The organism is Rhodococcus sp. OK519 (assembly GCF_003051005.1).
Classification (GTDB): domain Bacteria; phylum Actinomycetota; class Actinomycetes; order Mycobacteriales; family Mycobacteriaceae; genus Prescottella.
In genome coordinates, this window is sequence record NZ_QAOW01000004.1 from 110,558 (window position 1) to 137,439 (window position 26,882).

The 26,882-nt window shown below is 71.3% G+C and carries 1 protein-coding gene; it reads right to left on the bottom strand.

What is annotated here, in order from left to right; translation table 11 throughout:
* Positions 1-26,799 carry a non-ribosomal peptide synthase/polyketide synthase gene (locus C8K36_RS12975; RefSeq protein ID WP_107984910.1) on the bottom strand — a complete coding sequence of 8,933 codons (26,799 nt, stop codon included), beginning with the start codon at positions 26,797-26,799 and terminating at the stop codon, positions 1-3.
* Positions 26,800-26,882: the final 83 nt, after the last annotated feature.

A 26,882-nucleotide genomic window follows, 5' to 3' on the forward strand; every position in this document is an offset into this window, starting at 1 on the left:
TCAGTGCGCGGCGAGGTATTCCTCGAGCAGCGGACCGATCGCGGCCAGCGCCGCCGGCTCGATCATCTGGTTGTGCTCGCAGTCGATGGTGAACTCGCGGATGCCGCCGGTGATCGCCGGCTGCCACACCTGCGGTGAATGCTGCGCCGTCGGTTCCGTGCTGCCGTCGCCCTGACCGGCGGTGAAGAACAGCAGGTCACCGTCGAAGACATCCGGCGCATACCGGTTCATGATGCGGGCCGACGTCGTGAACCCCTCGTTGATCCGCTCGAGATGGGCCGGCGTGAGTCCGGTGTCCTGGCCGAGGGATTCGTTGAGCAGATCCACCGCCTGCGCGTAGGTGAGGTCGCGGACGTCGCCGTAGGGCGCGAGGTCCAGCCCCAGACCCTCGAGCAGCTCGATCACCGTGAGATGCCCGGGATCCTCCTCCCCCTCCGTCAGATAGCTGTCCATGATCGCGAGGGTCGCGACCTCCTCGTCGGCGCTACGCAGTTCGACGGCCATCGCGTGTGCGATGACGCCGCCGAGCGACCAGCCGAGCAGGTGATACGGCCCGTGCGGCTGCACCGTGCGGATCTCCTCGACGTACCGGTGCGCCAACTGTTGCACCGACTCGAAGTCGGGGCCGCCACTGAGAAGCGGCAGCTGCAGTCCGTACGCCGGGCGGTCCTTCGACAGGTGCTGCACCAAGCCCGCATACCCCCAGGACAGCCCGATCCCGGGATGGACGCAGAACAGCGGGGGCCGTTCGCCGTTGGGACGCAGCGGGATCACCACGCCGAGGGCGTCGTCGACGGGCGAGTCGCTGTGGCCGAGGTACCCCACCGGCAGGTCGATCCGCTTGGCCAGACCCGATGGCGTCGGGTCGAGGAACATCGTCTGCAGCGGCAGTTGCCGGCCGAGCCGGGCCTGCAGCTCCGACATGATGCGGGTCGCGATGATCGAATTGCCGCCGAGATCGAAGAAGCTGTCGTCGATTCCGACGTGGTCGACGCCGAGCACGTCGGCGAACACCTCGGTCACCGCGCGTTCGGTGGCCGTCGTCGGCGGGCGGAACTCGGTGGTGAGCGACGTGAACTCCGGCGCGGGCAGGGCCCGTCGGTCGAGCTTGCCGACCGGGGTCAGCGGGATCTCGTCGAGCACCACCACCGCGGACGGCACCATGTGCGCGGGCAACTGAGCGGCGACGTGGGCGCGCAGGTCCCGCGACTCGACGGAGTGGCCCTCGACGGGACGCACGTACGAGGCGAGCAGCGTGTCGCCGGACGGCCCGGTGTGGCCGAGGGTCGCGGCGAACGTGACGGCGGGATGCCGGGTGAGGACGGCGTCGATCTCGCCGAGCTCGATGCGGAAGCCGCGCACCTTGACCTGGAAGTCGGAGCGGCCGATGTATTCGATGGTGTTGTCGTGCCGCCACCGCACGACGTCGCCGGTGCGGTACATCCGGGATCCGGGAGGGCCGAACGGGCTCGCGACGAAGCGGTCGGCGGTCAGCCCGGGCCGGTTGTGATAGCCGCGGGCCAGGCCGGGACCGGAGATGTACAGCTCGCCGGGCACCCCGACAGGGACCGGGCGCAGGCGGCCGTCGAGCACGGCCTCCTCGAATCCGATTGCGGGCCCGCCGATGTTGACGACCTCGCCGGGCTGCATCGGCGCGCTGACGCTCGCCTGGATGGTCGTCTCGGTGGGGCCGTACCCGTTGAACATCCGTCGTCCCGGCGCCCACTTGGCGACCAGTTCGGGCGGGCACGCCTCGCCGGCGACCGCGAGGACCCGCAGCGATTCGAGTCCCGCGTCTTCGATCGAGGCCAGCGCGGTGGGCGTGATGAACCCGTGCGTGACGCCCTCGCGCGAGAGCAGGTCGGTCAGTTCGGCTCCGCCGTAGACGGTGGGCGGGACGATCACGAGTCGGGCGCCGGCGCTGAACGCCATCATCATCTCGAAGACCGAGGCATCGAAGCTGGGCGACGCGAGATGCGAGACGCGGGCGTCGGGCGTGACGGTGAACCGGAGCCGTTCCTCCTCGGTGAGATTCGCGATGCCCACATGGGTGACGATGACGCCCTTGGGTCGTCCCGTCGACCCCGAGGTGTAGATCAGGTAGGCGGGATGCGCGAGGTGCAGCGGTGTCGTCCGGTCGGCGTCGGTGACCGGGGCCGGCGAAGCCTCCGCCACTTGGGCGGTGAACGCGTCGTCGTCGAGGACCAGCCACGGGACGGTGTCGGGAAGCCGTTCGCGCAGTGTGGACGTCGTCAGTCCCGCCCGGCTGCCCGAGTCGGTGAGCATGTGCGCGATGCGCTCGGCCGGATAGTTCGGGTCCACCGGGACGAAGGCGGCGCCGGCCTTCGCGACGGCCCAGATCGAGACGATCTCGTCGATCGAGCGGGGCATGCCGAGGGCGACGAAGGTCTCCGGGCCGATCCCGCGTCCGGCGAGGACCCGGGCCAGGCGGTTGGAGCGTTCGTCGAGCTCGCGGTAGGTGACCGTCTGCCCGAGGTAGGACAGCGCTGTCGCGTCCGGGTCGACCGAGGCCGCGGATGTGAGCAGTTCGGGCCACACGAGCGCGGACACGTCGGAGCCGCCGTGCGCCGGTGCCAAGGCCGCGAGTTCCCCTGCATCGAGGATCTCGATGTCGCCCACCGCGCGTCCGGGGTCGGCGGTGACCGCCTCGAGGACCCGGACGAAGCGTTCGGCGATCCCGCGGACGGTGGACTCGTCGAACAGATCCGTCGCGAAGTCCAGCGACGCGACGATGCCGGCCGGGGCGCCGTCGCCGGAGAACTCCTCGGCGAGGACCAGTTCGAGGTCTTCCTTGGCGACCTGCGCGTCGATGCCGACGCCCTCGACGACCAGGCCGGGCAGCTCGAGTCGGGGCCGCTCGTTGTTCTGGAATTCGATCGACACCTGGAACAGCGGCGAGTACGACGTCGACCGGGGCGGGTTGATCTCCTCGACCAGGCGCTCGAACGGCACGTCCGCGTGCCCGAATGCGGCGAGGTCCGCCTCGCGTACCTGGCGCAGCAGGGCGTCGAAGGAGTCGCCGTGATCGATCCGGGTGCGCAGCACCAGGGTGTTGACGAACATTCCGACGAGTTCGTCGAGGGCGATCTCGCCGCGCCCGGCGATCGGGGTGCCGATCGCGATGTCGTCGGTGTCCGCCAATCGGGCCAGCACGGTCGCGAGGGCGGCGTGCATCGCCATGAACATGCTCGCGCCGTGCCGGTGCGCGAGGTCGGTGATGTCCGTGTGCAGTTCGGCGGGGACGCGGAACTCGACGCGTCCGCCGCGGAACGTCTGCTGCACGGGCCGGGGGCGGTCGGTCGGGAGCTGAATGACGTCGGGGAGGCCGGCCAGTTCCTCGGTCCAGAACTGCAGCTGCCGCGTGATGAGCGAGGTGGGGTCGGTGTCGGAGCCGAGCATCTCGTGCTGCCACAGCGTGAAGTCGGCGTACTGCACGGGCAGCGGCGTCCACTGCGGGACCGCGCTCGCGGCCCGCGCGGTGTACGCGGCCATCAGGTCCCGGCCGAGCGGCGCCATCGAGTACCCGTCGGCGCAGATGTGGTGCATGACGATCACCAGCACGTGATGCTCGTCGTCGACCTCGATGAGTTCGGCGCGCACGGGCGGTGCGACGGTGACGTCGAACCCGCGTGTGGCGAACGCGGCGATCCGCTTCCGCAGTTCGGTGTCGTCGCCGACCACGACGGGCGCGAGACCGGTGAGGACCTCACTCACCGGCCAGACCGCCTGCGACGGCTCCTGATCGACGATCGGGTACGCGGTGCGCAGGGACTCGTGGCGTTCGAGGACGTCACCGACCGCGTCGCGCAGGGCCGCCGTGTCGAGGGTGCCGGTCAGGTTCACCGCCATCGGGATGTTGTAGGCGGCCGACGCGGTGTCGAACTGGTTGATGAACCACATCCGCTGCTGCGCGAGCGAGAGCGGGATCCGGCCGGGACGTTCGCGGCGGCCGAGTTCGGGTCGTGCGTACCCGCTGCCGGTGCCGCGCTCGCGGGCGACCCACTGCGCGAGCGCGTGGATCGTGGGCGCCTCGAACAGTGCCCGGACGGGGATGTCGGCGTCGAGCAGGCTGCTCAATCGGGCGGTGACGCGGGTCGCGATCAGCGAGTTGCCGCCCAGATCGAAGAAGCTGGCGTCGATGCCGATCCGGTCGACACCGAGAACCTCGGTGAACACGTCCGACAGCGTGTATTCGAGCGGGTTCGTCGGCGCCCGGAATTCACCTGTGGTGAAAGTGAACTCGGGCTCGGGCAGTGCGGCGCGGTCGAGTTTGCCGACCGGGTTCAGCGGGATCTCGTCGAGCACCGTGATCGAGGCGGGCACCATGTGGGCGGGTAGGTGCGACGACAGCCGGTCGAGCAGTGTGCTCGATTCGAGGTCGGCACCGGCCGCGCGCACCACGTAGGACGCCAGGACGGTATCCCCGGCCGGCCCGGGCACGCCGAGGGTGACGGCGAAAGTCACGGCCGGATCGGCGGTGAGTGCGGCGTCGATCTCGCCGAGTTCGATGCGGAATCCGCGCACCTTGACCTGGAAGTCGGAGCGGCCGACGTATTCGATCGTCAGGTCGGGGCGCCACCGGACGATGTCGCCGGTCCGGTACATCCGCTCCCCCGGCTTCCCGAACGGGTTCGCCACGAACCGTTCCGCGGACAGCCCGGGACGGCGGTGGTAGCCACGGGCCAGACCCAGTCCGGCGATGTACAGCTCACCCGGCACCCCCACCGGCACCGGCTGCAGGCGGCCGTCGAGGACGACCTCGCGGACACCACGGATCGGGCCACCGATGGTGATGGGTTGGCCGACGGTCATGGGGTCGCTGATGTTCGTCATGATCGTCGTCTCGGTCGGCCCGTACGCGTTGTGCAGGTTCCGGCCGGGCGCCCACCGCGACACCAGTTCCGGCGGGCAGGCCTCGCCGCCGACCGCGACCTCGGTGAAGTCGTCGAGGCCGGTCGGGTCGACGGTCGCGAGCGCGGCAGTGGTGACGAACGCGTGGGTGACGTGCTCGGCGGCGAGCAGGCGAGCCAGGTCGGCGCCGCCGTACACGGTGGGCTCGGCGATCACCATGGTCGCGCCCGCCCCGAATGCCTGCAGGTACTCGAAGACCGCGCCGTCGAAGCTGGGGGTCGCGAAGTGCAGGGTCCGCGACCGGGCGGTGGCGCCGAACCGGTCGATCTGGTCGAGCGCGAAGTTGTCGAGGCCGCGGTGCGCGACGACGACGCCCTTGGGCCGGCCCGTGGATCCGGAGGTGTAGACGACGTACGCGGCGTGTTCGAGCCCCAGCGGCGCGGCACGGTCGGCGTCGGTGACGGGAGCGTCCGAGTGGGCCGCGCAGGCCGCCGCGAAGTCGGGGTCCTCGAGGGTGAGCCAGGTGACGGTGTCGGGCAGCAGGTGCCGGTGCTCGGCGACGGTCAGGCCCAGGCCGGCGCCCGAGTCGGCGAGCATGTGCTCGATCCGTTCGAGCGGATAGTTGGGGTCCACGGGGACGAACGCGGCGCCGGTCTTGCTGACCGCCCACACCGCCAGGACCGACTCGACGGACCGCGGGATGCCGAGCGCGACGTACGACTCGGGCCCCACCCCCTGGTCGATGAGAACGCGGGCGATCCGCGACGACCGGGTGTCGAGTTCGCGGTAGGTGACCTCGCGCCCGGAGAACGACAGGGCGATCGCGTCGGGGTCGAGAGCGGCGGCGTCGGCGAAGATCTCGGGAAGGGTGCGGGTCGATCCGCCGACCGCACCCGGCACCGGCGCCAGGTCGCGGCGCTCGGTCTCGGTCAACAGGTCCAGCCGCGCGAGCGTCCGGTCCGGATCGTCGGCGATGTGCTCGAGGACGACGGCCACCCGGGTCGCGATCGACTCGATCGCCGCCCGGTCGAAGAACTCCGGGAAGTACTCGAACTTCAAGTTGAGCCGGCCGTTCGCCGACGCGACCACCGACAGCGGGTAGTGGGCGGCGTCGCGGCCGTCGACCCCGGTGACCCGCAGGCCGGCGATGTCGGTGTCGGCAGTCAGCGCGTCCCGGTCCACCGGGTACGACTCGAACACCGTCAGGGTGTCGAACGCCGCGGCCGGACCGGTGGCGCGCTGGATGTCGGCAAGCCCGAGGTAGTGGTGGTCGAGCAGCGTGGCCTGTTCGCGCTGCACGCGGTCCAGGAGTTCGCCGAGCGTCTCGCCGGCGTCGAGGGTGACCCGCACCGGCAGTGTGTTGATGAACAGGCCCACCATCGATTCGATACCGGGGATCTGCGGGGGCCGTCCGGACACGGTGCCGCCGAACAGGACGTCGGTACGGGCCGTCAACGCGCCCAGGACGATTCCCCACGCCGCTTGCACGACGGTGTTGAGGGTCAGGCCGCGTTCGCGTACGAGGGACCGCAGCGTGTCGGTGTGTTCCGGCGACAGCGCGACCTCGAGTTCCTCGGTGCCGGCGGCGTCGAGGCCGGTGGCGCGCGTGTTCGGCGCCAGCAGGGTCGGCTCCTCGAGCCCGGCGAGGGCCCGCCGCCACGCCGCGGTGGACTCGGTGGGATCCTGGTCCGCCATCCAGGCCAGGTAGTCCCGGTAGGGATGCACGCGGGGCAGCAGCGACGCGTCGCCGTCGGTCGCGTACAAGGTGAGCAGGTCGCGGATCACGAGCGGCGTCGACCAGCCGTCGAGCAGGATGTGGTGGTTGGTGACCACGAGGCGGTGCTCGCCGCCGCCGAGGTTCACCAGCGTCATCCGGATCGCCGGTGCCGTCGTCAGATCGAAGCGGGTGCCCCGGTCCGCGACCATCAGTTCGTCGTAGCGGCGGGCGCGGGCGCCCGGGTCGAGGCGGGAGAGATCGACCTCGGTCCACGGCAGGTCCACGCGTTCCGGAATCACCTGTACCGCACCGCTGTCCGACCCGGCGCCGTCGGGCCGCACGAACGCCGCCCGCAGGTTCGGGTGCCGGTCCAGCAGCGCCTGCCCGGCCCGCCACAGCCGGTCGGTGTCGACGCTGCCGCCCAGCGACAGGGTCAATTGCACCAGGTACGCGTCCACCGAGTCGTCGGCGAGCATCGCGTGGAAGTGCAGGCCGGCCTGCAGCGGGGACAGCGACCACACGTCGCTCAGCCCCGGATACCGGTGCTCGAGCTTGTCGATCTCCGTCTGGTCGAGGCCGACGAGGTCCAGATCCGACGGCGTGAGTCCGCCCGCGCCCGGGTGCGCGGCGTGCCGGGCCAGCGCCGACAGCGCCCGCACCCACAGGTCGGCGAGTTCGCCGACGTCGACGGTCGCGAGGACGCCGCGCGGGAACGCCCACGTCGCGCGCAGTCGCGGGCCGTCGGGGGTGTCGCCGACGACGGCGTTGACGTCGAGGGCGCTCGCGACGGGCATCGTCGCGCTGGGGGCGTCGTCGAGTTCGGTGTCGCTCACCGGCACCCACGGAATGTCTTCTGCGGTCGCGGTTCCGCCGAGGCGGCCCAGGTAGTTGAAGGTGACCTGCGGCGTCGGCAGGTCCGCGAGGACCGGCGCGGTGCGCGGGTCGAGGTAGCGGAGCATGCCGAACCCGATGCCGTGGTCAGGGATCGTGAGGAGTTGCTCCTTGACGGCCTTGAGGGCGGCGCCCGCGGCGGGGCCGGCGCCGAACGCGTCGTCGACGTCGATCCCGGTCAGGTCCAGACGGACCGGGAAGATCGTCGTGAACCAGCCGACGGTGCGGCCCAGGTCGGCGCCGGGCACCACCTGGTCCTCGCGGCCGTGTCCCTCGAGGCTGACCAGCGCGGTGTCGGTGTCGGCGCCGCGGGTGCGCCGCCATCGGGTCAGCGCCATCGCGAGACCCGTCAGCAGGGCGTCGGCGACATTGCCGTGGAACACCTCCGGCACCGTGGTGAGCAGCGACTCGGTGATCGGGGTCGGCAGTTCGACCGTCACCTTGTCGACGGTGCCGTGCACGTCGACGGCCGGGTCGAGGGGCCGGGACCCGATCACCGGGTCCGGGGTGTCGAGGGTGGTCCGCCACAGGTCGAGTTCCCGATCCCGGCCGGTGACGTCGGCGAGCCCGTGGGCCCACCGGCGCATCGAGGTTCCGGTCGGTGTGAGGTCGGGCAGGTCTCCGGCCTCGACCCGCGCCCACGCGGCCGCCAGATCGGGGACCAGGATGCGCCACGAGACGCCGTCGACCGCGAGGTGGTGGATCACCAGCAGCAGGCGCCCACCCGACGAACCGGCGTCGAACCACACCGCCTGCAGCACGGTGCCCGCCGCGGGGTCGAGCCGGCCCGCTGCGTCGTCGAGGGCCGCGGCCGCGGTGGCGGTGAAGTCCGTGCCGGACAGCGACTCGACCGGGATCCGGGTGATCAGGCCGGCGACGTCCACCGCGCCGACCGGCCGCACCAGCATCGTGGGCTCGGCCCCGGGCTGCAGCCGGGCGCGCAGCATGTCGTGCCCGTCCACGACCGCCTGCAGCGTCCGCTCCAACTGGTCGCGGTCGATCTCGCGCGGCAGCGCCAGCAGCGCGGTCTGGGTGTACCGGCGCACGTCGTCGCTGCGGCCCAGGAGCCAGTGCATGATCGGCGTGAGCGGGAACTCGCCGATCCCGCCGCCGGGCAGTTCCTCGAGGTGGACCGTTCCCTCGCCGGTGTCGTCGGCGGCGACCGCTGCCAGCCCGGCCACGGAGCGGTGCTCGAAGACGTCCCGCGGGGTGAAGCGCAGACCCGCCGCCTTCGCCCGCGACACCAACTGGATCGACATGATCGAGTCGCCGCCGAGGCCGAAGAACGAATCGTCCACCCCCACCGAGTCGAGACCCAGTACCTCGGCGAACAGCCCCGCGAGGGTGCGCTCGGCATCGGTCTGCGGGGCGCGTCCGGCGGTGGTCCGGACCCCGAACTCGGGCTGCGGCAACGCCTTGCGGTCGAGCTTGCCGTTTGCGGTGATCGGGAGTTCGCCCAGGACCATGAGCGCCGCCGGCACCATGTACGACGTGAGCTCGCGGCCCACGTGGTCCAGCACGTCCTGAGTGTCGAGGTCGGTTGTCTGTTCGGGGACGGCGTACGCGACGAGCCGGGCGGGTGCGGCACCATCCTGGTGCACCGCCACCACTGCCTGCGCGATCCCCGGGTATTGCAGCAACGTCGCCTCGATCTCGCCCAGTTCGATCCGGAAGCCGCGGATCTTCACCTGGAAGTCGCTGCGGCCCAGATACTCCAGCCGACCGTCGCGGTTCCAGCGAGCCAGGTCGCCGGTGCGGTACATCCGGGTTCCCGGTTCGCCGAACGGATCGGCGACGAACCGGCCGGACGTCAGCGCGCCGCGGCCGAGATAGCCGCGGGTCAGCTGCTCCCCCGCGACGTACATCTCGCCGGTGACTCCCGGTGGGACGGGGTGCAGACGCTCGTCCAGGACGACCACCCGCAGTCCGGGGATCGCGCGGCCGATGACGCTCGCGTCGGCGGCCTCGGCGAACGCCCGGTCGAGTTCGAGATGCGTGACGTGCACGGTGGTCTCGGTGATGCCGTACATGTTCACCAGGCGCGGTGCGGTGTCCGGGTGGCGGCCGTACCAACGGCCCAGCTGCCCCAGATCGAGTGCCTCGCCGCCGAACACGACGTACCGCAAGGCCAGGTCGGTGCCCGGGGATGCGTTTTCGGTCGCCAGCCGGTCGGCCTCGGCCAACTGGTAGAACGCGGTCGGGGTCTGGTTGAGCACCGTCACCCGCTCGGTGCGCAGCAGGTCCAGGAACATCTCCGGCGACCGCGCGGTGTAGAAGTCGACGACGACGAGTCGGCCGCCGTGCAGCAGCGGACCCCACAGCTCCCACACCGAGAAGTCGAACGCGTACGAGTGGAACATCGTCCACACGTCGTTCTCGTCGAAGCCGAACGCGCTCGCCGTGTTCGCGAACAGCGTCGACACGTTGCGGTGCGTGACCTGCACGCCTTTGGGGCGGCCGGTGGAGCCGGACGTGTAGATGACGTATGCGACGTCGTCGGGGCGCAGAGGCGAGAGCCGGTCGGCGTCGGTGAACGGCCGGTCCGGTAGCACGTCCAGCGCCCGGATCGTCTCGTCCGAGTCCAGCCGGATCAGGGGCAGATCGGTGTCCGGGATCGCGTCGGCGTCGGCGAGAGTGGTCAGTACGCAGATCGGTGCGGCGTCGCCGAGCATGAACGCGAGCCGCTCCGCCGGATACGTGACGTCGAGCGGGAGATACCCGGCGCCGGACTTGACGACCGCCAACAGCGCGACCACCAGATCGGCGGACCGCGGCAGCGCCACCGCGACGAGTGTCTCCGGGCCCACCCCGGCCGCGACGAGGTGACGGGCGAGGCGGTTGGCTCGGGCCTCGAGTTCGGTGTAGTCGATCGTCTCCCCGTCGGAGGTCAGGGCCGGCCGGTCGGCGAAGCGGGCCGCGGCGGACGCGAAACGATCGGCGAGGGTCTCCTCGCCCGCACCGACCCCTGCGGTGTTCCACTCGTGCAGCATCGTGTCGCGTTCGGCGGCGGTGGTGATCTCGACGTCGCCGGTCGGGCGGGACGGGTCCGCAACGAGCGCCTCGACCAGTCGGGTGAAGCGCTCCCCCAGATCCCGGACCGTGTCGGGCTCGAACAGGTCCGTCGCGTACGTGAACACCGCCGACATGCCCGCCGGGACACCGGATTCGTCGTGACGTTCGGCGAGCGTGAGCTGCAGGTCGAACTTCGCGACGGCCAGTTCGGCCTCGACGGGGTCGGCCACCAGCCCCGGCAGCTCGAGGCGCGGGAGTTCGTTGTTCTGGAACTCGAGCAGCACCTGGAACAGCGGCGAGTGCGCGGTCGAGCGTTCCGGGGCCAGCACGTCCACCAGTCGCTCGAACGGCAGGTCCGCGTGACCGAACGCCGCGAGGTCGAACTCGCGGGTGCCGGCCAGCAGATCACCGAAGCCGCGGTCCGGGTCGACGCGGCTGCGCAGCACCAGCGTGTTGACGAACATGCCCACCAGATCGTCGAGTTCCGCCTCGCCGCGGCCCGCGATCGGGGTGCCGATCGCGATGTCGTCGGTGCCGCTCAGCTTGGCCAGCAGCACCGCGAGGGCCGCGTGCGCCGCCATGAACATCGTGGCGCCGTGCCGTCGCGCGGATTCGGCGAGCGAGCGGTGCACCGCCGCCGGGATCTCGAAGTGCCCGCGGGCGCCGTCGAAACTCTGCCGGGCGGGACGGGGACGGTCGGTCGGCAGCGTGATCGCCTCGGGCAGCCCGGAGAGGGCGTCGGTCCAGAAGCCGAGCTGGCGACGGACCAGCGAGTCCGCGTCGTCCTCGGATCCGAGGACCTCGTGCTGCCACAGCGCGAAGTCGGCGTACTGCACCGGCAGCGGGGTCCACTGCGGCACATGGCCGCCCGTGCGGGCCACGTATGCGGTCATCACATCCCGGGCGAGCGGCGCCATCGAGAAGCCGTCGGCGCTGACGTGGTGGACGACGATCGTCAGGATGTGCTCACGCGGGCCGAGTCGGAGCAGTTCCGCACGGACCGGGACGGCGGCGGTGACATCGAAGCCGCGGGAGATCAGCGCCGCGATCCGGGCGGGCACCTGGTCGGGCGGGGTGTCGACGGCGTCGAGTCCGGGCGCGGCCTCGGCGGCGGGGACGATCATCTGCAGCGGTTCGCCGTCACGGGTCGGGAAGAACGTGCGCAGAGTCTCGTGCCGTTCGACGACGTCGACGACCGCCGCGGCCAGCGCCTGGGTGTCCAGTTCGCCGGACAGGCGCACGGCCAGCGGAATGTTGTAGGCGGCCGACTCGGTGTCGAACTGGTTGATGAACCACATGCGCTTCTGCGCCAGCGACAGCGGTACGGGGTCGGGCCGCTGCTGCGGCACCAGCGACGGCCGGACGACAGTGCCGAGCTGTTCGCGGGAGACCCAGCGCGCCAACAGGTGCGCGGTCGGCGCCTCGAACACTGCCCGCACCCCGAGGTCGACACCGAGCGCGGCGCCGAGTCGGGCGATCACCCGGGTCGCGATCAGCGAATTGCCGCCGAGGTCGAAGAAGCTGTCGTCGACGCCGATGCGTTCGAGCCCGAGGACGGCGGTGAAGGTGTCGACGATGGTCTGCTCGACGGGGTCCGTGGGCGCCCGGAACGTGGTGGCCGCCGGCAGGAACTCCGGGTCCGGCAGGGCCGCCCGATCCAGTTTCCCGATCGGGGTCAACGGGATCTCGTCGAGAATCATGATGCTCGACGGCACCATCTGGGCCGGCAGCCGCTCGGCCACGAACTCGCGTAGCGCACCCGGTTCGGGTTGCGCGTCGGCGGCGGGCAACACGTACGTCACCAGCGCCGTCTCCCCGGTCGGGCCGGGCCGTCCCAGGGTGACCGCGAACCGGATGTCCGGGTGGTCGCCGAACGCGTTGTCGATGTCGCCGAGTTCGATCCGGAAGCCACGGACCTTCACCTGGAAGTCGGAGCGGCCGATGTACTCGATCGTGCGGTCGGCCCGCACCCGCACCACGTCGCCGGTGCGGTACATCCGCTCGCCCGGGATGCCGTGCGGGTTCGCGACGAATCGCTCCGCGGTGAGTTCCGGTCGCCGGTGGTAGCCGCGGGCCAGGTTCGGTCCGGCGATGTACAGCTCGCCGGGCACCCCGGCCGGCACCGGACGCAGCTTGGTGTCGAGGACCAGTTCGGACACCCCGCGCAGCGGTGCACCGATCGTCACGGTCTCGCCGGTCACGAGCGGGGCGCTCACGTTGGCCATGACGGTCGCCTCGGTGGGGCCGTAGCCGTTGTAGAAGCGCCGCCCGTGCGCCCAGCGGGCCACCAGTTCCGGCGGCACCGCCTCGCCGCCGACCATCACCTCGGTGAACTCGTCGAGCCCGGTGGGATCGACGGTCGCGGCCGCCGCGGTCGTGATGAACGCGTGCGTGACGTGCTGGTCGCGGATCAGGTCGGCGAGTTCGCGGCCGCCGTACACCGTGGTCGGTGCGATGACCATTGTCGCGGACGCCCCGAAGGCCAGCAGGTAGTCGAGCACCGCGGCGTCGAAGCTGGGGGTCGAGAAGTGCAGGGTGCGCGACGACGGCTGCGTCGCGAAACGCGCCAGGTACTCCTCGGACAGGTTGTCGAGCCCCTCGTGCGTGACGACGACGCCCTTCGGGGTGCCGGTGGTGCCCGACGTGTAGATCACGTATGCCGGGTGGGTCAGGCGCAGCGGCACCGGCAGATCCGCGTCGTCCAGTGCGGCTGCGGACTGCGCCGCGCACCGTGCCTCGAATGCGCGGTCGTCGAGCACCGCCCAGGGCACCGTGTCGGGCAGTCCGTCGCCGACCCCGGACACCGTCAGCCCCACCGCGGCACCGGAGTCCGCGAGCATGAAGGCGATCCGGTCGGCCGGATAGTTCGGGTCGACCGGCACGAACGCAGCCCCGGCCTTGGCGACTGCCCACACCGCGACCACGGACTCGATCGACCGCGGAATGCCCAACGCGACGAACGATTCCGGGCCCACCCCGTCCTCGACCAGCACGCGGGCCATCCGGTTGGAGCGCTCGTCGAGATCGCGGTAGGTGACCTCGATGTCACCGGAGACCAGGGCGATCGCGGCGGGATCCAGGGCCGCCGCGTCGGCGAGCAGAACCGGCAGGGTGCGGGCGGACCGTCCGGGTCGACCGCGCAGCGGCACCAGCTCGGCCCATTCGGTGTCGGACAGCAGGCGCAGCCGCGCGAGCGGGCACTGCGGATCCTCCGAGATGTCGATGAGGACGCGCTGCACCCGCTCGGCGAGCGACCGGGCCCGGCCGCGGTCGAAGAGATCCGGCAGGAACTTGAGCTTCATCCGCAGGCGGTCGTCGGCGTTGGCGACGAACGTGAGCGGGTAGTGCGCGGCGTCGGCCCCTTCGTGGATGCGTACCAGGCGCAGTCCGGCGATGTCGGCGTCGGCGACCGCCGAGCGGTCCACCGGATACGACTCGAACACCGTGAGCGTGTCGAACGCCAGCGCGGGCCCGACGGCGTCCTGGATGTCGGTCAGGCTCACGTGGTGATGGTCGAGGAGTCCGGCCTGCTCGGACTGCACGCGGCGCAGCAATTCGCCCACCGACTCGCGGGCATCGAGGCGCACCCGGACCGGCAGCGTGTTGATGAACAGGCCGATCATCGCCTCGATGCCGGGGATGTGCGGCGGGCGCCCGGAGACCGTGCCGCCGAACACGACGTCGTCGCGTCCGGTCATCGCGCCCAGCACGATCGCCCACGCCGCCTGCACCATCGTGTTGAGGGTGACGCCCCACTGTCGGCCGATCGCCTGTAACTTGGCGGTGCGGGCGGCGTCGAGCGTCAGGTCGATCTCGTCGGAGACGGTCGACTGTTCGCGGCCGCGATCGAACGGTGCGAGCAGGGTCGGCTCGTCGACACCGGCGAGCGACTCGGCCCACGCGCGCACCCCGGCCTCGGGGTCCTGCGCGCCGATCCACGACAGGTACTCGCGGTACGGGTGCACGCGCGGGAGGGCCGCGGTCTCGCCGTCCGTCGCGTACAGGGTGAGCAGTTCCTGCATCATCAGCGGCGTCGACCAGCCGTCGAGCAGGATGTGGTGGTTGCTGAGGATCAGACGGTGCTCGTCGGGTCCGGTCCGCACCAGCAGGAACCGGATCAGCGGGGCCTCGGCCATGTCGAAGCGCCGCGTGCGGTCGTCGGCGATCAGCCGCACCAGTTCCGCTTCCCGCACCGGCTCGTCGGTCTCGGACAGATCGATCTCGTCCCACGGCAGCGGCACCCGCTCCTGGATCACCTGCACCGGCGTGCCGTCGGTGCCGTGCACGAATGCGGAACGCAGGTTCGGGTGGCGATCGAGCATCGCCTGCCCCGCCCGCCGCAGCCGGTCCGGGTCGGCGCCGCGCACGTCGAGCATCATCTGCACCGTGTAGGCGTCCACGGACCGGTCGGCGAGCTGCGCATGGAACAGCAGACCCGATTGCAGCGGAGACAGCGACCACACGTCCGTCAGGCTGGGGAACCGGTGCTCGAGCTTCTCGATCTCCGTCTGATCGAGCGCGACCAGATCCAGATCCGACGGGGTCACCCCGCCCGCGCCCGGCCGGGTGACGTGCCGCGCGAGCGCGACGAGGGCGTCCGTCCACAGCTGCGCCAGCGCGGTCACGTCGTCCGCCGACAGCACGCCTGCCGGGAAGCCCCACGTGGCGCTGATCCGGGACCCGTCCGGACTGTCGGTGGTGACGGCGTTGATGTCGAGGACCGACGCGGCGGGTAGATCCGGGTCCTGCAGGATCCCCAGGTCGGCGTCGTCGGTCGGCATCCATCCGGCGGCCCGCTGGTCCTCCGGCACCGACGCGGTGAGTCGGCCCAGATAGTTGAAGCTGACCTGCGGGGCCGGCAGATCCCGCAGGGCCCGCTCGCCGTCGTCGTCGAGGTAGCGCAGCAGACCGAACCCGATGCCGTGGTCGGGCACCGCCAGCAACTGCTCCTTGACGGCCTTGATCGCGGCACCCGCGCCGCGCCCGCCCGTGAACGCGTCGTCGATGTCGATCCCGGTGAGATCCATCCGGACCGGGAACAGCGTCGTGAACCAGCCGACGGTACGCGCCAGATCGGCGCCGGGCAGCACGTGATCCTCGCGGCCGTGGCCCTCGAGCGTGACCAGCGCGGTGTCGCCGCCGACGCCGCGGTCCCGGCGCCAGCGCACCAGCGCGAGGGCCAGCGCGGTGAGCAGGCCGTCGTTGACGCTGCCGCGGAACGCGTCGGGCACCGTCGTCAACAGTGCCTCGGTCACGTCGGGCGACACCTCGACGGTGACCTTCTCGGCGGTCGCGGCCACGTCGACGGTCGGGTCGAGCGGGCGGGCGCCGAGCATCGGATCGTCCCCGGACAGCGTCGCGCGCCACAGGTCCAGTTCGGCGCGGCGGTCCGCGGCGACGTCGACCAGGCCGTGCGCCCACCGCCGCATCGAGGTGCCGACCGGGGCCGGGTCCGGCCGCTCCCCTGCGGCGATCTGCGCCCACGCGGTCGCCAGATCCGGCACCAGGATGCGCCACGAGACGCCGTCGACCACCAGGTGGTGCACCACGATCAGGAGCCTGCCGCCGCCGGTCCGGGAGTCGATCCACACCACCTGCACCATCTCGCCGGTGGCCGGGTCGAGCCGGTCCTCCGCCGCGTCGAGTTCGGTGCGCACGGCGTCGGCGAACGCGTCGGTGCCCGGCGCTGCGTCGACCTCGACCCGGCGGATCGCCAACTCCGCGTACACCGCACCGGGCGGCGGCACTACCAGGCGGTGCTCGCCGGGCCGGATCCGCGCCCGCAGCATGTCGTGCCGGTCCAGGACCGCCTGCAGCGCGCCCGCCAGCGATGCCTCGTCGAGGCCCTCGGGCGCTGTGAGCAGGGCGGCCTGCGAGAACCGGTCGTGATGTCCGCCGCGGTCGAGCAGCCACCGCGCCACGGGCAGCAGTGGGACGTCGCCGACACCGCCCCCGTCGAGTTCGGCGAGCACGATCGCGTCCGCGCCGACCTGCGCCACCCGCGCGAGCGCCTCGACCGTCTTGTGCTCGAACACGTCTCGCGGAGTGAAATGCAGACCCGCGGTCTTCGCGCGCGACACCAACTGGATCGACATGATCGAGTCGCCGCCGAGGCCGAAGAACGAATCGTCGACACCCACCGAGTCCAGGCCCAGGACCTCGGCGAACAGTGCGGCCAGGTCCCGTTCCCGGTCGGTGCGCGGGGCGCGCCCCGCCGCGGCGCGGGCACCGAAGTCGGGGGTGGGCAGCGCCCGTCGATCCAGCTTGCCGGCCGGGCCCAGCGGCAGCGCGTCGAGCACCATCACGGCAGACGGCACCATGTACGACGCGAGGAAGGCGCCCACGAAGGCGGTGACGTCGCCCGGGTCGATGGTCGCGCCGGGTTCGGGCACGACGTAACCGACGAGGCGGCTCGCGGGGCCGGAGCCGTCGACGGTGACGACGGACCGTGCGACGCCCGGGAAGCGGCGCAGCGCCGACTCGACCTCGCCGAGTTCGATGCGGAACCCGCGGATCTTCACCTGGAAGTCGGTGCGGCCCAGGTACTCGAGCTGCCCGGAGCCGTTCCACCGGACCAGGTCGCCGGTGCGGTACATGCGGCTGCCCGGCTCGCCGAACGGGTTCGCCACGAACCGCTCGCCGGTGATGCCGGGGCGGGCGTGGTAGCCGCGTGCCAGTCCGGTGCCCAGGACGTACAGCTCGCCGGGCACTCCGCCGGGCACCGGGTGCAGGCGCGCGTCGAGCACCACCAGCGACGTGCCCATCGGGGGGCGGCCGATCGTGACGGGCACTCCCACCGCCAGGGGCTCGCTGATGCTCGCGACGACGGTGGCCTCGGTAGGGCCGTACGCGTTGAACATCCGCCGGCCCGGCGCCCACTGCGCCACCAGTTCGGGTGGGCAGGCCTCGCCGCCGGTGGCGACGCACTCGAGCGCGGTCAGGCCGGCCGGATCGACCGACGCGAGCGCGGCCGGTGTCACGAACGCGTGCGTGACCCGGTTCTCGCGCAGCAGGTCGCGCAGTTCGTCGCCGCCGAGGACGGTCGGCGGGGCGACGACCATCGTGGCGCCCGACCCGACCGCGAGGAGCAGTTCGAGGATCGACGCGTCGAAGCTGGGCGACGAGAAGTGCAGTGTCCGCGAGCGCGGCGTGATGCCGAAGCGGGTGCGTTCCTCGGCCGCGAAGTTCGCCAGGCCGCGGTGCGGGACGACGACGCCCTTCGGGGTGCCGGTCGACCCGGAGGTGTAGATCAGATAGGCGGGGTCGTCGAGCCGGACCGGCCGCACCCGCTCGGCGTCGGCGATCGCGCCGCCCGGCAGCCGGTCGAGCTGGTCGCGAACGTGCCTGTCGTCGAGCACGATCCACTCGGTGACCGGTGGCAACGTGTCGTGGTGTTCGCGGACGGTGAGCCCGAGAACCGCACCGGAGTCCGTGAGCATGTGCTCGATCCGGTCCGGCGGGTAGTGGGGGTCCACCGGCACGAACGCGGCACCCGTCTTCGCGACCGCCCAGGTCGCGGTCACCGATTCGATCGAGCGGGCCAGCGCCAGCGCGACCACCGACTCGGGGCCGATGCCCCGCCCGATCAGCAGCCGGGCCAGCCGGTCCGAGCGCGCGTCGAGTTCCCGGTAGGTGAGTTCGCGGCCCTCGAACACGACGGCGGTGGCCTCGGGGTCGACGACGCTCGCGGTCGCAAGCAACTCGGGCAGGGTGCGGGCCGGGACGCCGGCGCCGCCGCCGACCGGGGCGATCGCGGCCCGCTCGGTCGTGGTCAGCAAGTCGACGTCGCCGACCCGCACGGTGGGATCGTCGGTGACGGCCCGCAGCACGGCGGCGAACCGCTCCGCGAGTCGGGCGACGGTGGCGGGATCGAACAGGTCCGTCGCATACGTGAATCCGGCGGCCACACCGGCGGGTTCACCGGTGTCGGTGAACTCCTCGGTGAGGCTCAGCTGCAGGTCGAAGTTGGTGGCATCGGTGCCGGTGTCCACGACGGTGACGGTGAGGCCGGGCAGTTCGAGCCGGGGACGTTCGATGTTGCGGAACTCGAGCATCACCTGGAACAGCGGCGAGTGCGCGGTGGACCGTTCCGGTGCGAGGGCGTCCACGAGCCGTTCGAACGGCAGGTCCGCGTGGTGGAACGCGTCGAGGTCGCCGTCTCGGACCTCGGACAGCATCTCCGAGTAGGAGGCGGCGGGATCGAACCGACTGCGCAGCACCAGCGTGTTGACGAACATGCCGACCAGATCGTCGACGGCGGCCGCACCGCGGCCGGCGATCGGGGTGCCGATCGCGACATCGTCGGTGTCACCGAGGCGGGCGAGCAGACCGGCGAGGGCCGCGTGCACCGCCATGAACACGGTCGAATTGTGGCCGCGAGCGACCGCGGTGAGCCGCCGGTGCACGTCCGCGCCGATCCGGAAGTCGTGCACGGCGCCGCGCAGGGACCGCTCCGACGGCCGGGGCCGGTCGGTGGGCAGTTCCAGTGCCTCCGGCAGCCCGTCGAGGGCGCGTGCCCAATGCCCCAGCTGGCTGGACAGCATGCTGTCCGGGTCGTCGGTGCTGCCCAGGACCTGCTGCTGCCACAACGCGTAGTCCGCGTACTGCACGTCGAGCGGCGCCCAGTGCGGGGCCCGATCCTCGGTCCGGGCTACGTACGCGCTCATCACGTCCCGCGCCAGCGGTGCCAGCGAGAAGCCGTCCGCGCAGATGTGGTGCACGACGATCACCAGCACGTGGGCCTGCGGGCCCAGCCGCAGCAGCAGCGATCGCACCGGCGGCGCCGCGGTGACGTCGAAGCCTCGCGCCGCGAACTCGGCGATCCGTTCCGGCGCATCCTGTTCGGTGGTGGCAACGGCCTCGAGGTCCGGCGCGACGGCCGCGGTCGGCACGATCACCTGGGTGGGTTCGCCGTCGACCATCGGGAACCGGGTGCGCAGCGACTCGTGGCGCCCGAGGACGTCGGCGACGGCCGCCCGCAGGGCGCCGCGGTCGAGGTCCCCGTCGAGGCGCACCGGCAGCACCACGTTGTAGGCGGCGGAGGCGGTGTCGAACTGGTTGATGAACCACATCCGCTTCTGCGCCAGCGACACCGGGACGATCGGCGGGCGCTCGACCGCGGTGAGCGGTGGGCGGTCGGCGCCGCGCATGCCACCGGACTCGATCCGCAGCGCCAGCGCCGCGACGGTCGGCGCGTCGAAGATGTCGCGCACCCCGACGTGCGCGTCGAGGGCCTCGTTGACCCGCGCCACCAACCGGGTCGCGACCAGCGAGTTCCCGCCCAGGTCGAAGAAGCTGTCGTACACGCCCACCCGTGCGGCGCCGACGAGTTCACCGAAGATCAGCGCGAGGATCTCCTCGACGGGATTTCGCGCGGCCACGAATTCGGTCTCCGCGGCACGGAACTCGGGCGCGGGCAGCGCACGGCGATCCAGCTTGCCGGTGGCGCCGAGGGGGAACTGGTCGAGCACCAGGATCTGCGACGGCACCATATAGGCGGGCAGCGACTCGGCGAGTGCGTCCCGTAGCGCCGCCGGGTCGGCGTCGGCGCCCGGATCGGCGATGACGTACCCGATCAGTGCCTCCCCCATCAGATCATCGCGGCGCACCACGACCACCGCCTGCGCGACGCCCGACTGCCCGAGCAGCGTCGCCTCCACCTCGCCGAGTTCGATGCGCAGGCCACGCAGCTTCACCTGGAAGTCGGTGCGACCCAGGTACTCGAGCTGCCCGGAGCCGTTCCACCGGACCAGGTCGCCGGTGCGGTACAGGCGGGTGCCCGGCTCGCCGAACGGGTTCGCGACGAAACGCTCCGCGGTCAGGTCCGGCCGTCCCACATAGCCGCGTGCCAGCTGGATGCCCGCGAGGTACAGCTCGCCCGGCACCCCGATCGCTGCCGGGTGCAGGCGCGAATCGAGCACGTACACCTGGGTGTTCCACACCGGAGTGCCGATCGGCACGGACACCGTGTCGGCGGCGGTGTACTGCCGGTAGGTGACGTCGACGGCGGCCTCGGTGGGGCCGTACAGGTTGTGCAGTTCGGCCCCCGAGGCGCCCACGAATTCCGCGAACGCGGCCGCCGTCGCCGGAGGCAGCGCCTCGCCGCTGCAGAACACCGTGCGCAGCGACCGGCACTGCTCCGGATCGGCGCCGACGACGAACGCCGCGAGCATCGACGGCACGAAGTGCGCCACGGTGACGTGCCGCTCCGCGATCAGCTGCGACAGATACCCGGGATCGCGGTGCCCGTCCGGCAGCGCGATCGCGAGTCGCGCACCGGTCTGTAACGGCCAGAAGAACTCCCACACCGAGACGTCGAACGTCGCGGGCGTCTTCTGCACCACGACGTCGGCGCCGGTGAGGTTGTACCGGCCCTGCATCCACGCCAGGCGGTTCACGATCGCGCGGTGGCTCACGGCCACACCCTTGGGGCGACCGGTCGACCCCGACGTGTAGATGACGTACGCGACGTCGTCCGGTCGGAGAGTTCCGTGGCGTTCCTCGGGCCGGATCGGGCTGTCGTCGTGGGCGTCGAGGTCGAGGCGGTCGATCTCGAGTACGTTCGCGCCGTCGGGCAGACCCACACGATCCCGGCCGGTCGTGAGCACACACACCGGTTCCGCGCTGGCAAGCACGTAATCGGTCCGCGCCGGCGGGTGATCCGGATCGAGCGGCACGTACGCGCCGCCCGCCTGGGTGATCGCGTACATGCCGATCAGCAGGTCGAACGAGCGCCGTATCGACAACGCGACCCGGCTCTCCGGTCCGACGCCGCGTGCGATGAGTTCGCGAGCGAGGCGCCGGGCGCGGGACGCGAACTGCGCGTACGTGAGTTCGTCGTCGCCGAACGTCAGGGCCACCGCGTGCGGGGTGCGACGTGCTTGCTCGTCGAACAGGTCGACCAACGTCGCATCGGGCACCGGGTGCGCGGTGGCGTTCCACTCGTCGAGGACGAGTTCGCGTTCGCCGTCGACGAGAACGTCGATGTCCCCGACGCGGACGGCGGGATCGACGGTGACGGCCTCGAGGATCCGCACGAACCGCTCCGCGAACACCGCGACGGTGCCGGGGTCGAACAGGTCCGCGGCATACGACAGGGTCGCCTCGAGTGCACCGGGTCGACCCTCCACGTCGGACTGCTCGGTGACGATCACCTGTAGATCGAATTTTGCTGTGCCGGTGTCGATCTCGTCGACCTCGACGGTCAGGCCGGGCAGTTCGACACGGTTGCGGTCCTCCCCCTGTACTACCAGCATCACCTGGAACAGCGGCGCGTACGACGCCGAGCGGGGCGGATCGAGAACCTCGACGAGCCGCTCGAACGGCACGTCGGTGTTGCCCAGGGCCGCGAGATCGGTGGTGCGGGTGTGCGCCAGCAGGTCGCTGAACGTCCCGCCGAGGTCCACCCGGCTGCGCAGCACCAGCGTGTTGACGAACATGCCGATCAGATCGTCGAGTTCGGCCTCGCCGCGCCCGGACACCGGCGAGCCGATCGAGACGTCGGTCGCGCCGCTGGCGCGGGACAGCAGCACGGCGAGCGCCGCGTGCAGCACCATGAACAGGCTGGCCTCGTACTCGCCGGCGACGTCGAGTAGCCGACGGTGCAGGTGCGGCGCGATGCTGAAGTCGACTGTGCCGCCGCGCAGCGACTGCTGAGGTGGACGGGGCCGGTCGGTCGGCAGTTCGAGCAGGTCGGGCGCCCCGGTCAACTCGTCACGCCAGAATGCGAGCTGACGAGCGATGACACTGTGCGGATCATCCTCCGAGCCCAGCAGGTCACGCTGCCACTCCGAGTAGTCGGTGTACTGCACCTCGAGTGGCGGCCATCCCGGTGCGGACCCCGCGGCCCGGGCCGCGTACGCGACCATCACGTCTCGGGCGAGCGGCGCCATCGACAGTCCGTCGGCGGCGACGTGGTGGACGACGAGCGAGAGCACGTGCTCGGCGGGGCCCAGTCGCCACAGGTGCGCGCGAACCGGCGTCTGCACCGACACGTCGAATCCGGCGGTCGCCGCGTCGGTCAGCCGCTGGGGCAGCTGCGCCTCGGTGACGTCGACGGGCGCGAGGTCGAGCGATACCTCGGCTCCGGATCGCACCAGTTGCACCGGGCCGTCGGCGGTGTTCGGGAAGACCGTCCGCAGCGTCTGGTGCCGCGCGACGACATCGGCGAGGGCGGTCCGCAGCGCGGCCAGGTCCAAGGGCCCGCTCAGCCGCACCGCGATCGGGATGTTGTAGGCCGCCGACGACGGGTCGAACTGGTTGACGAACCACATCCGCTGCTGCGCCAGGGACACCGGCACCGGGCCGTCGTGCTCGCGCGGAACCAGCGGCGGCCGTGCGCCGTGGCCCGGCCCGGCGGCCTCCACGCGCGCGGCGAGCGCGGCGACGGTCGGGGCCTCGAACAGGTCGAGGACGGTCAGTTCGGTGCCGAGCGTCGTGTTGATGCGGGCCACGATCCGCGTCGCCGTCAGCGAGTTCCCGCCGAGGTCGAAGAAGCTGTCGGTGGTGCCGATCCGCTCCACCCCGAGCAGTTCCGAGAACACCCCGGCGATCTTCTTCTCGTCCAGCGTGGTGGGCGCGCGGAATTCTCCGGTGCCCGTGTCGAACCGGGGTTCGGGCAGGGCGCGCCGGTCCAGCTTTCCGGCCGGGGTCAGGGGCAGCGAGTCGAGCACGACGACACCGGCGGGCACCATGTGCGGGGGCAGGACGTCGGCGGCGTGCGCGATGACGTCGGCGCCGAGGTCCGCGGCGGTCTCCCGGTTGCTCTCGGGCTGCACGTACGCGACCAGCAGCGTGTCGCCCGACGGTCCGACGAAGCCGGTGGCCAGCGCGAACCCGACGTCGGGGTGCGAGCGCAGCGCGGCCTCCACCTCACCGAGCTCGATGCGGTAGCCGCGGATCTTGATCTGGAAGTCGCTGCGCCCGAGATACTCGAGCGCATGCCCGCCGCGTCCGGATCGCCTCCAGCGCACCAGGTCGCCGGTCCGGTACATTCGGGATCCGTCGAACGGGTTGGCGACGAACCGTTCGGCGGTGATCCCCGCGCGGGCGTGGTAGCCGCGGGCGAGGCCGTCGCCGTAGACGTACAGTTCGCCGGCGACCCCGGGCGGGACGGGGCGCAGCCGGGCGTCGAGGACGAGTGCGCCGATGCCGAGCGGGGGGCTGCCGATCGTGACGTCTTGCCCCACTACGAGTGGTTCGGACACGCTCGACACGACCGTCGCCTCGGTGGGGCCGTACGCGTTGAACATCCGATGCCGCGGAGCCCACTGCTCCACCAGGTACGGCGGGCACGCCTCGCCGCCGGTGACGACGCACTCGAGGTCGCCGAGGGCGGCCGCGTCGACGGATCCCAGGGCCGCCGGTGTGACGAAGGCGTGGGTGACGCGCTCCTCGCGAAGCAGCGCCGTGAGTTCCGCGCCGCCGTAGATCGTGGGCGGGGCGATCACCATCGTGGCGCCCGCCCCGAACGCGAGCATCAGTTCGAGGACGGAGGCGTCGAAGCTGGGTGACGAGAAGTGCAGTGTGCGCGAGTCGGGACGGACCCGGTAGCGGCGACGCTCGTCCTCGGCGAAGTTCGCCAGGCCGCGGTGGGTGACGGTGACGCCCTTGGGCGTGCCCGTCGACCCCGACGTGTAGATGAGATACGCGGGATTGTCGATGTGGACGGGCACGAGACGGTCGGCGTCGGTGACGGCGTCGGCGGACCACTGCCCGACCTGGTCGGCGAACCCGGGATCGTCGAGGACCAGGGACGGCACGGTGTCCGCGACCGCGGCGGCGTGCGCCGCGGTTGTCAGCGCCAGCATCGAGCCCGAATCGGTGAGCATGTGCTCGATGCGGTCGGCCGGGTAGTTCGGGTCCACCGGGACGAACGCGGCACCCGTCTTGGCGACGGCCCACACCGACGACACCGACTCGATCGATCGTGGCATCGACAGCGCCACCACCGACTCCGGGCCGACGCCCCGTGCGATCAGCAGGCGCGCCAACCGGTTCGACTCCTCGTCGAGTTCGCGGTAGCCGACCTGCCGGCCGTCGTAGGACAGCGCCGCCCGATCCGGATCGGCGTGCGCGGCCGCACCGAGGATGTCGGCGAGCGTGCGCGGCTCGACGCCGTCGCCACCCCACACCCCGGACAGTTGCCGGCGCTCGTCGTCGGCGAGCAGGTCGATGTCGGAGACGACGGCGGACGGGTCACCCAGCACCGCATCGAGGACCCGCAGGAATCGCGCGGACAGCGTCTCGATCGTCTCGCTGTCGAACATGTCGGTTGCGAACGCGAACGAGGCGTCGATGCCGTCGGGAACATGCTCGCCGTCGCCGTTGCCCGCGAACCGTTCCTCGACGGTCAGCCGCAGGTCGAGGGCGGAGATGTCGGGACCGGTGTCGGTGCCCCGCACGAACAACTCCGCCTCCTCGAGGTGCGGTGTGCGGCCGTCGAGGAACTCGAGCAGGACCTGGAACAGCGGCGAGTGCGCGTTCTCCCGAGTCCGGTCCAGCGCCTCGACCAACTGTGCGAACGGTGTCTCGGCGTGCCGGAACGCCTGCACGTTGGCGCGGCACACGTCGGTGAGCAGTTGGTCGAACGTGATCCTCGTCGACAGTCTGCTGCGCAGGGTCAGTGTGTTGACGAACTCCCCCGCTGCGCTGCGCCCTGTCACCGGGGTGCCGATGGCGATGTCGTCGACGTCCGCGAGCCGCGCCAGGAGCACCACGAGCGCGGCGTGGACGGCCGAGAACACGGTGCAGCCGCGGGCGTGCGACTGCTCGACGAGCGCGCGGTGCACGTCGGCCGGGACCGTGAAGTCCACCCGGTCGCTGGCGAGAGCCCGCCGGGCCGGACGCGGCCGGTCCGACGGCAGCGAGAGGATGTCCGGCAGGCCGGCGAGCTCGCGGGACCAGAACTCGAGCTGCGAGGCGGTGCGCAGCAACTGCGCGCCCACGACGGAGCTCTCGGTGTGGATGTCGCCGACACGGGCGTCGGGGGGCGCGAGTACGAACTCCTCCACGAGTTCGAGGAACCGCCGATGGTGGGCGCGCAGGTCGCCCTCGGAGTACCGTCCCGGGTTCGCCCGGAACTCGACGAATGTCCTTGTCGGGCTGCCACTCTGGAAGAAGTTGACCAGCAGGTCCTCGACCGGCCCGGAGGTCACGATGTGATATTCGCCCTCGATGTCGCCCAGCGTCATCTTCTGGTGGAACAGCATCACGTTGACCATCGGCCCGGCCAGCCCACGCGCGGTACCGGTGAGGCCGGCGTCGCGCCGGATGTCCTCGATGCTGCACCGCTGGTGCCGCAGTGCGCCCATCAGCTCCAATTGGATGCGGCCGACGAGGTCGGCGACGGTGTCGTGGGGTAGCACCGTGGCCCGCAGCGGCGCGACGTTGACGAGCATGCCACCGGACCGCTGCAGGGGTGCCGTGGTGCGCGCCGACACGGGCATGTTGACCAGGACGTCGGTGCGCCCGGTCATCCGCGCGAGGTAGCACGCGAACGCCGCGATCAGCACTGCCGCGGGCGTCGCCTCGAGTGTGCGGTCGGTGGAGTCGAGCGCCGCGATCACCCTGTCGGGCAACGGTCCGCTCTCGAGCCTGCTCACGGCGGCGACGGGCGCCTCGGTCGCGGCCAGCGTCGAACCGGACTCGATTCCGGCGACGTGGTCGGCCCAGTACTCACGATCGGCCTGGAAGCGACTCGACGCCCGGTACTTCTGGTCGATCGCCAGCAGTTCGTGGAGATCGAGCGCCCGGTTCGGTTCCGGTTCCCGGTTCTCCCGGGCCGCCGTATACAGGACGGCGATCCGGTTCGCCATCGTCATACCGCTGTACCCGTCGAGGGCGACATGATGAATTCTGGTGTACCACAAGTATTCTCGATCGCCGGTCCGCAGGATCGTCATATCGATGAGGCGATCACGGGTGAGGTCGATCGGCACCGAGTAGTCGTGTTCCATCCACTCGTGCGCGGCCGCCGTCGGATCCGGCTGATCGCGCAGGTCGAGCACGGCGATCGAGGTGTCGGTGTTCGGATCGACCAGCTGGAACGGTTCGCCGTCGACGTCGACCAGGTGCAGGAACGGGGACTGGAACTCCTCGGCGGCCACGACAGCGCATCGACTCAGGAGGTCGACGTCCAGGTCCCCGTGCAGCACGACGTACTGCGCGATGAAGATGGGGACCGCCGGTGTGAGTTGCTGGGCGAACCACATACTTCTCTGCACCGCCGAAAGCGGAAACGCTTCGCCGGGGAGAGCTGGTGTGCCGGAACCGTGACCGTCCGGTTCCCGAGATCCTGACATCGTCATTTACACGCCCCCTGAGAGCAGAATGCCCTGGTTGCAACCGGACCACACCATATCAAGATCCATTACGCGCTCGGACTGTTTCC

Excerpts from the sequence above, each read along its gene's own strand:
- C8K36_RS12975 (WP_107984910.1), bottom strand. The coding sequence starts at position 26,799 with ATGACGATGTCAGGATCTCGGGAACCGGACGGTCACGGTTCCGGCACA.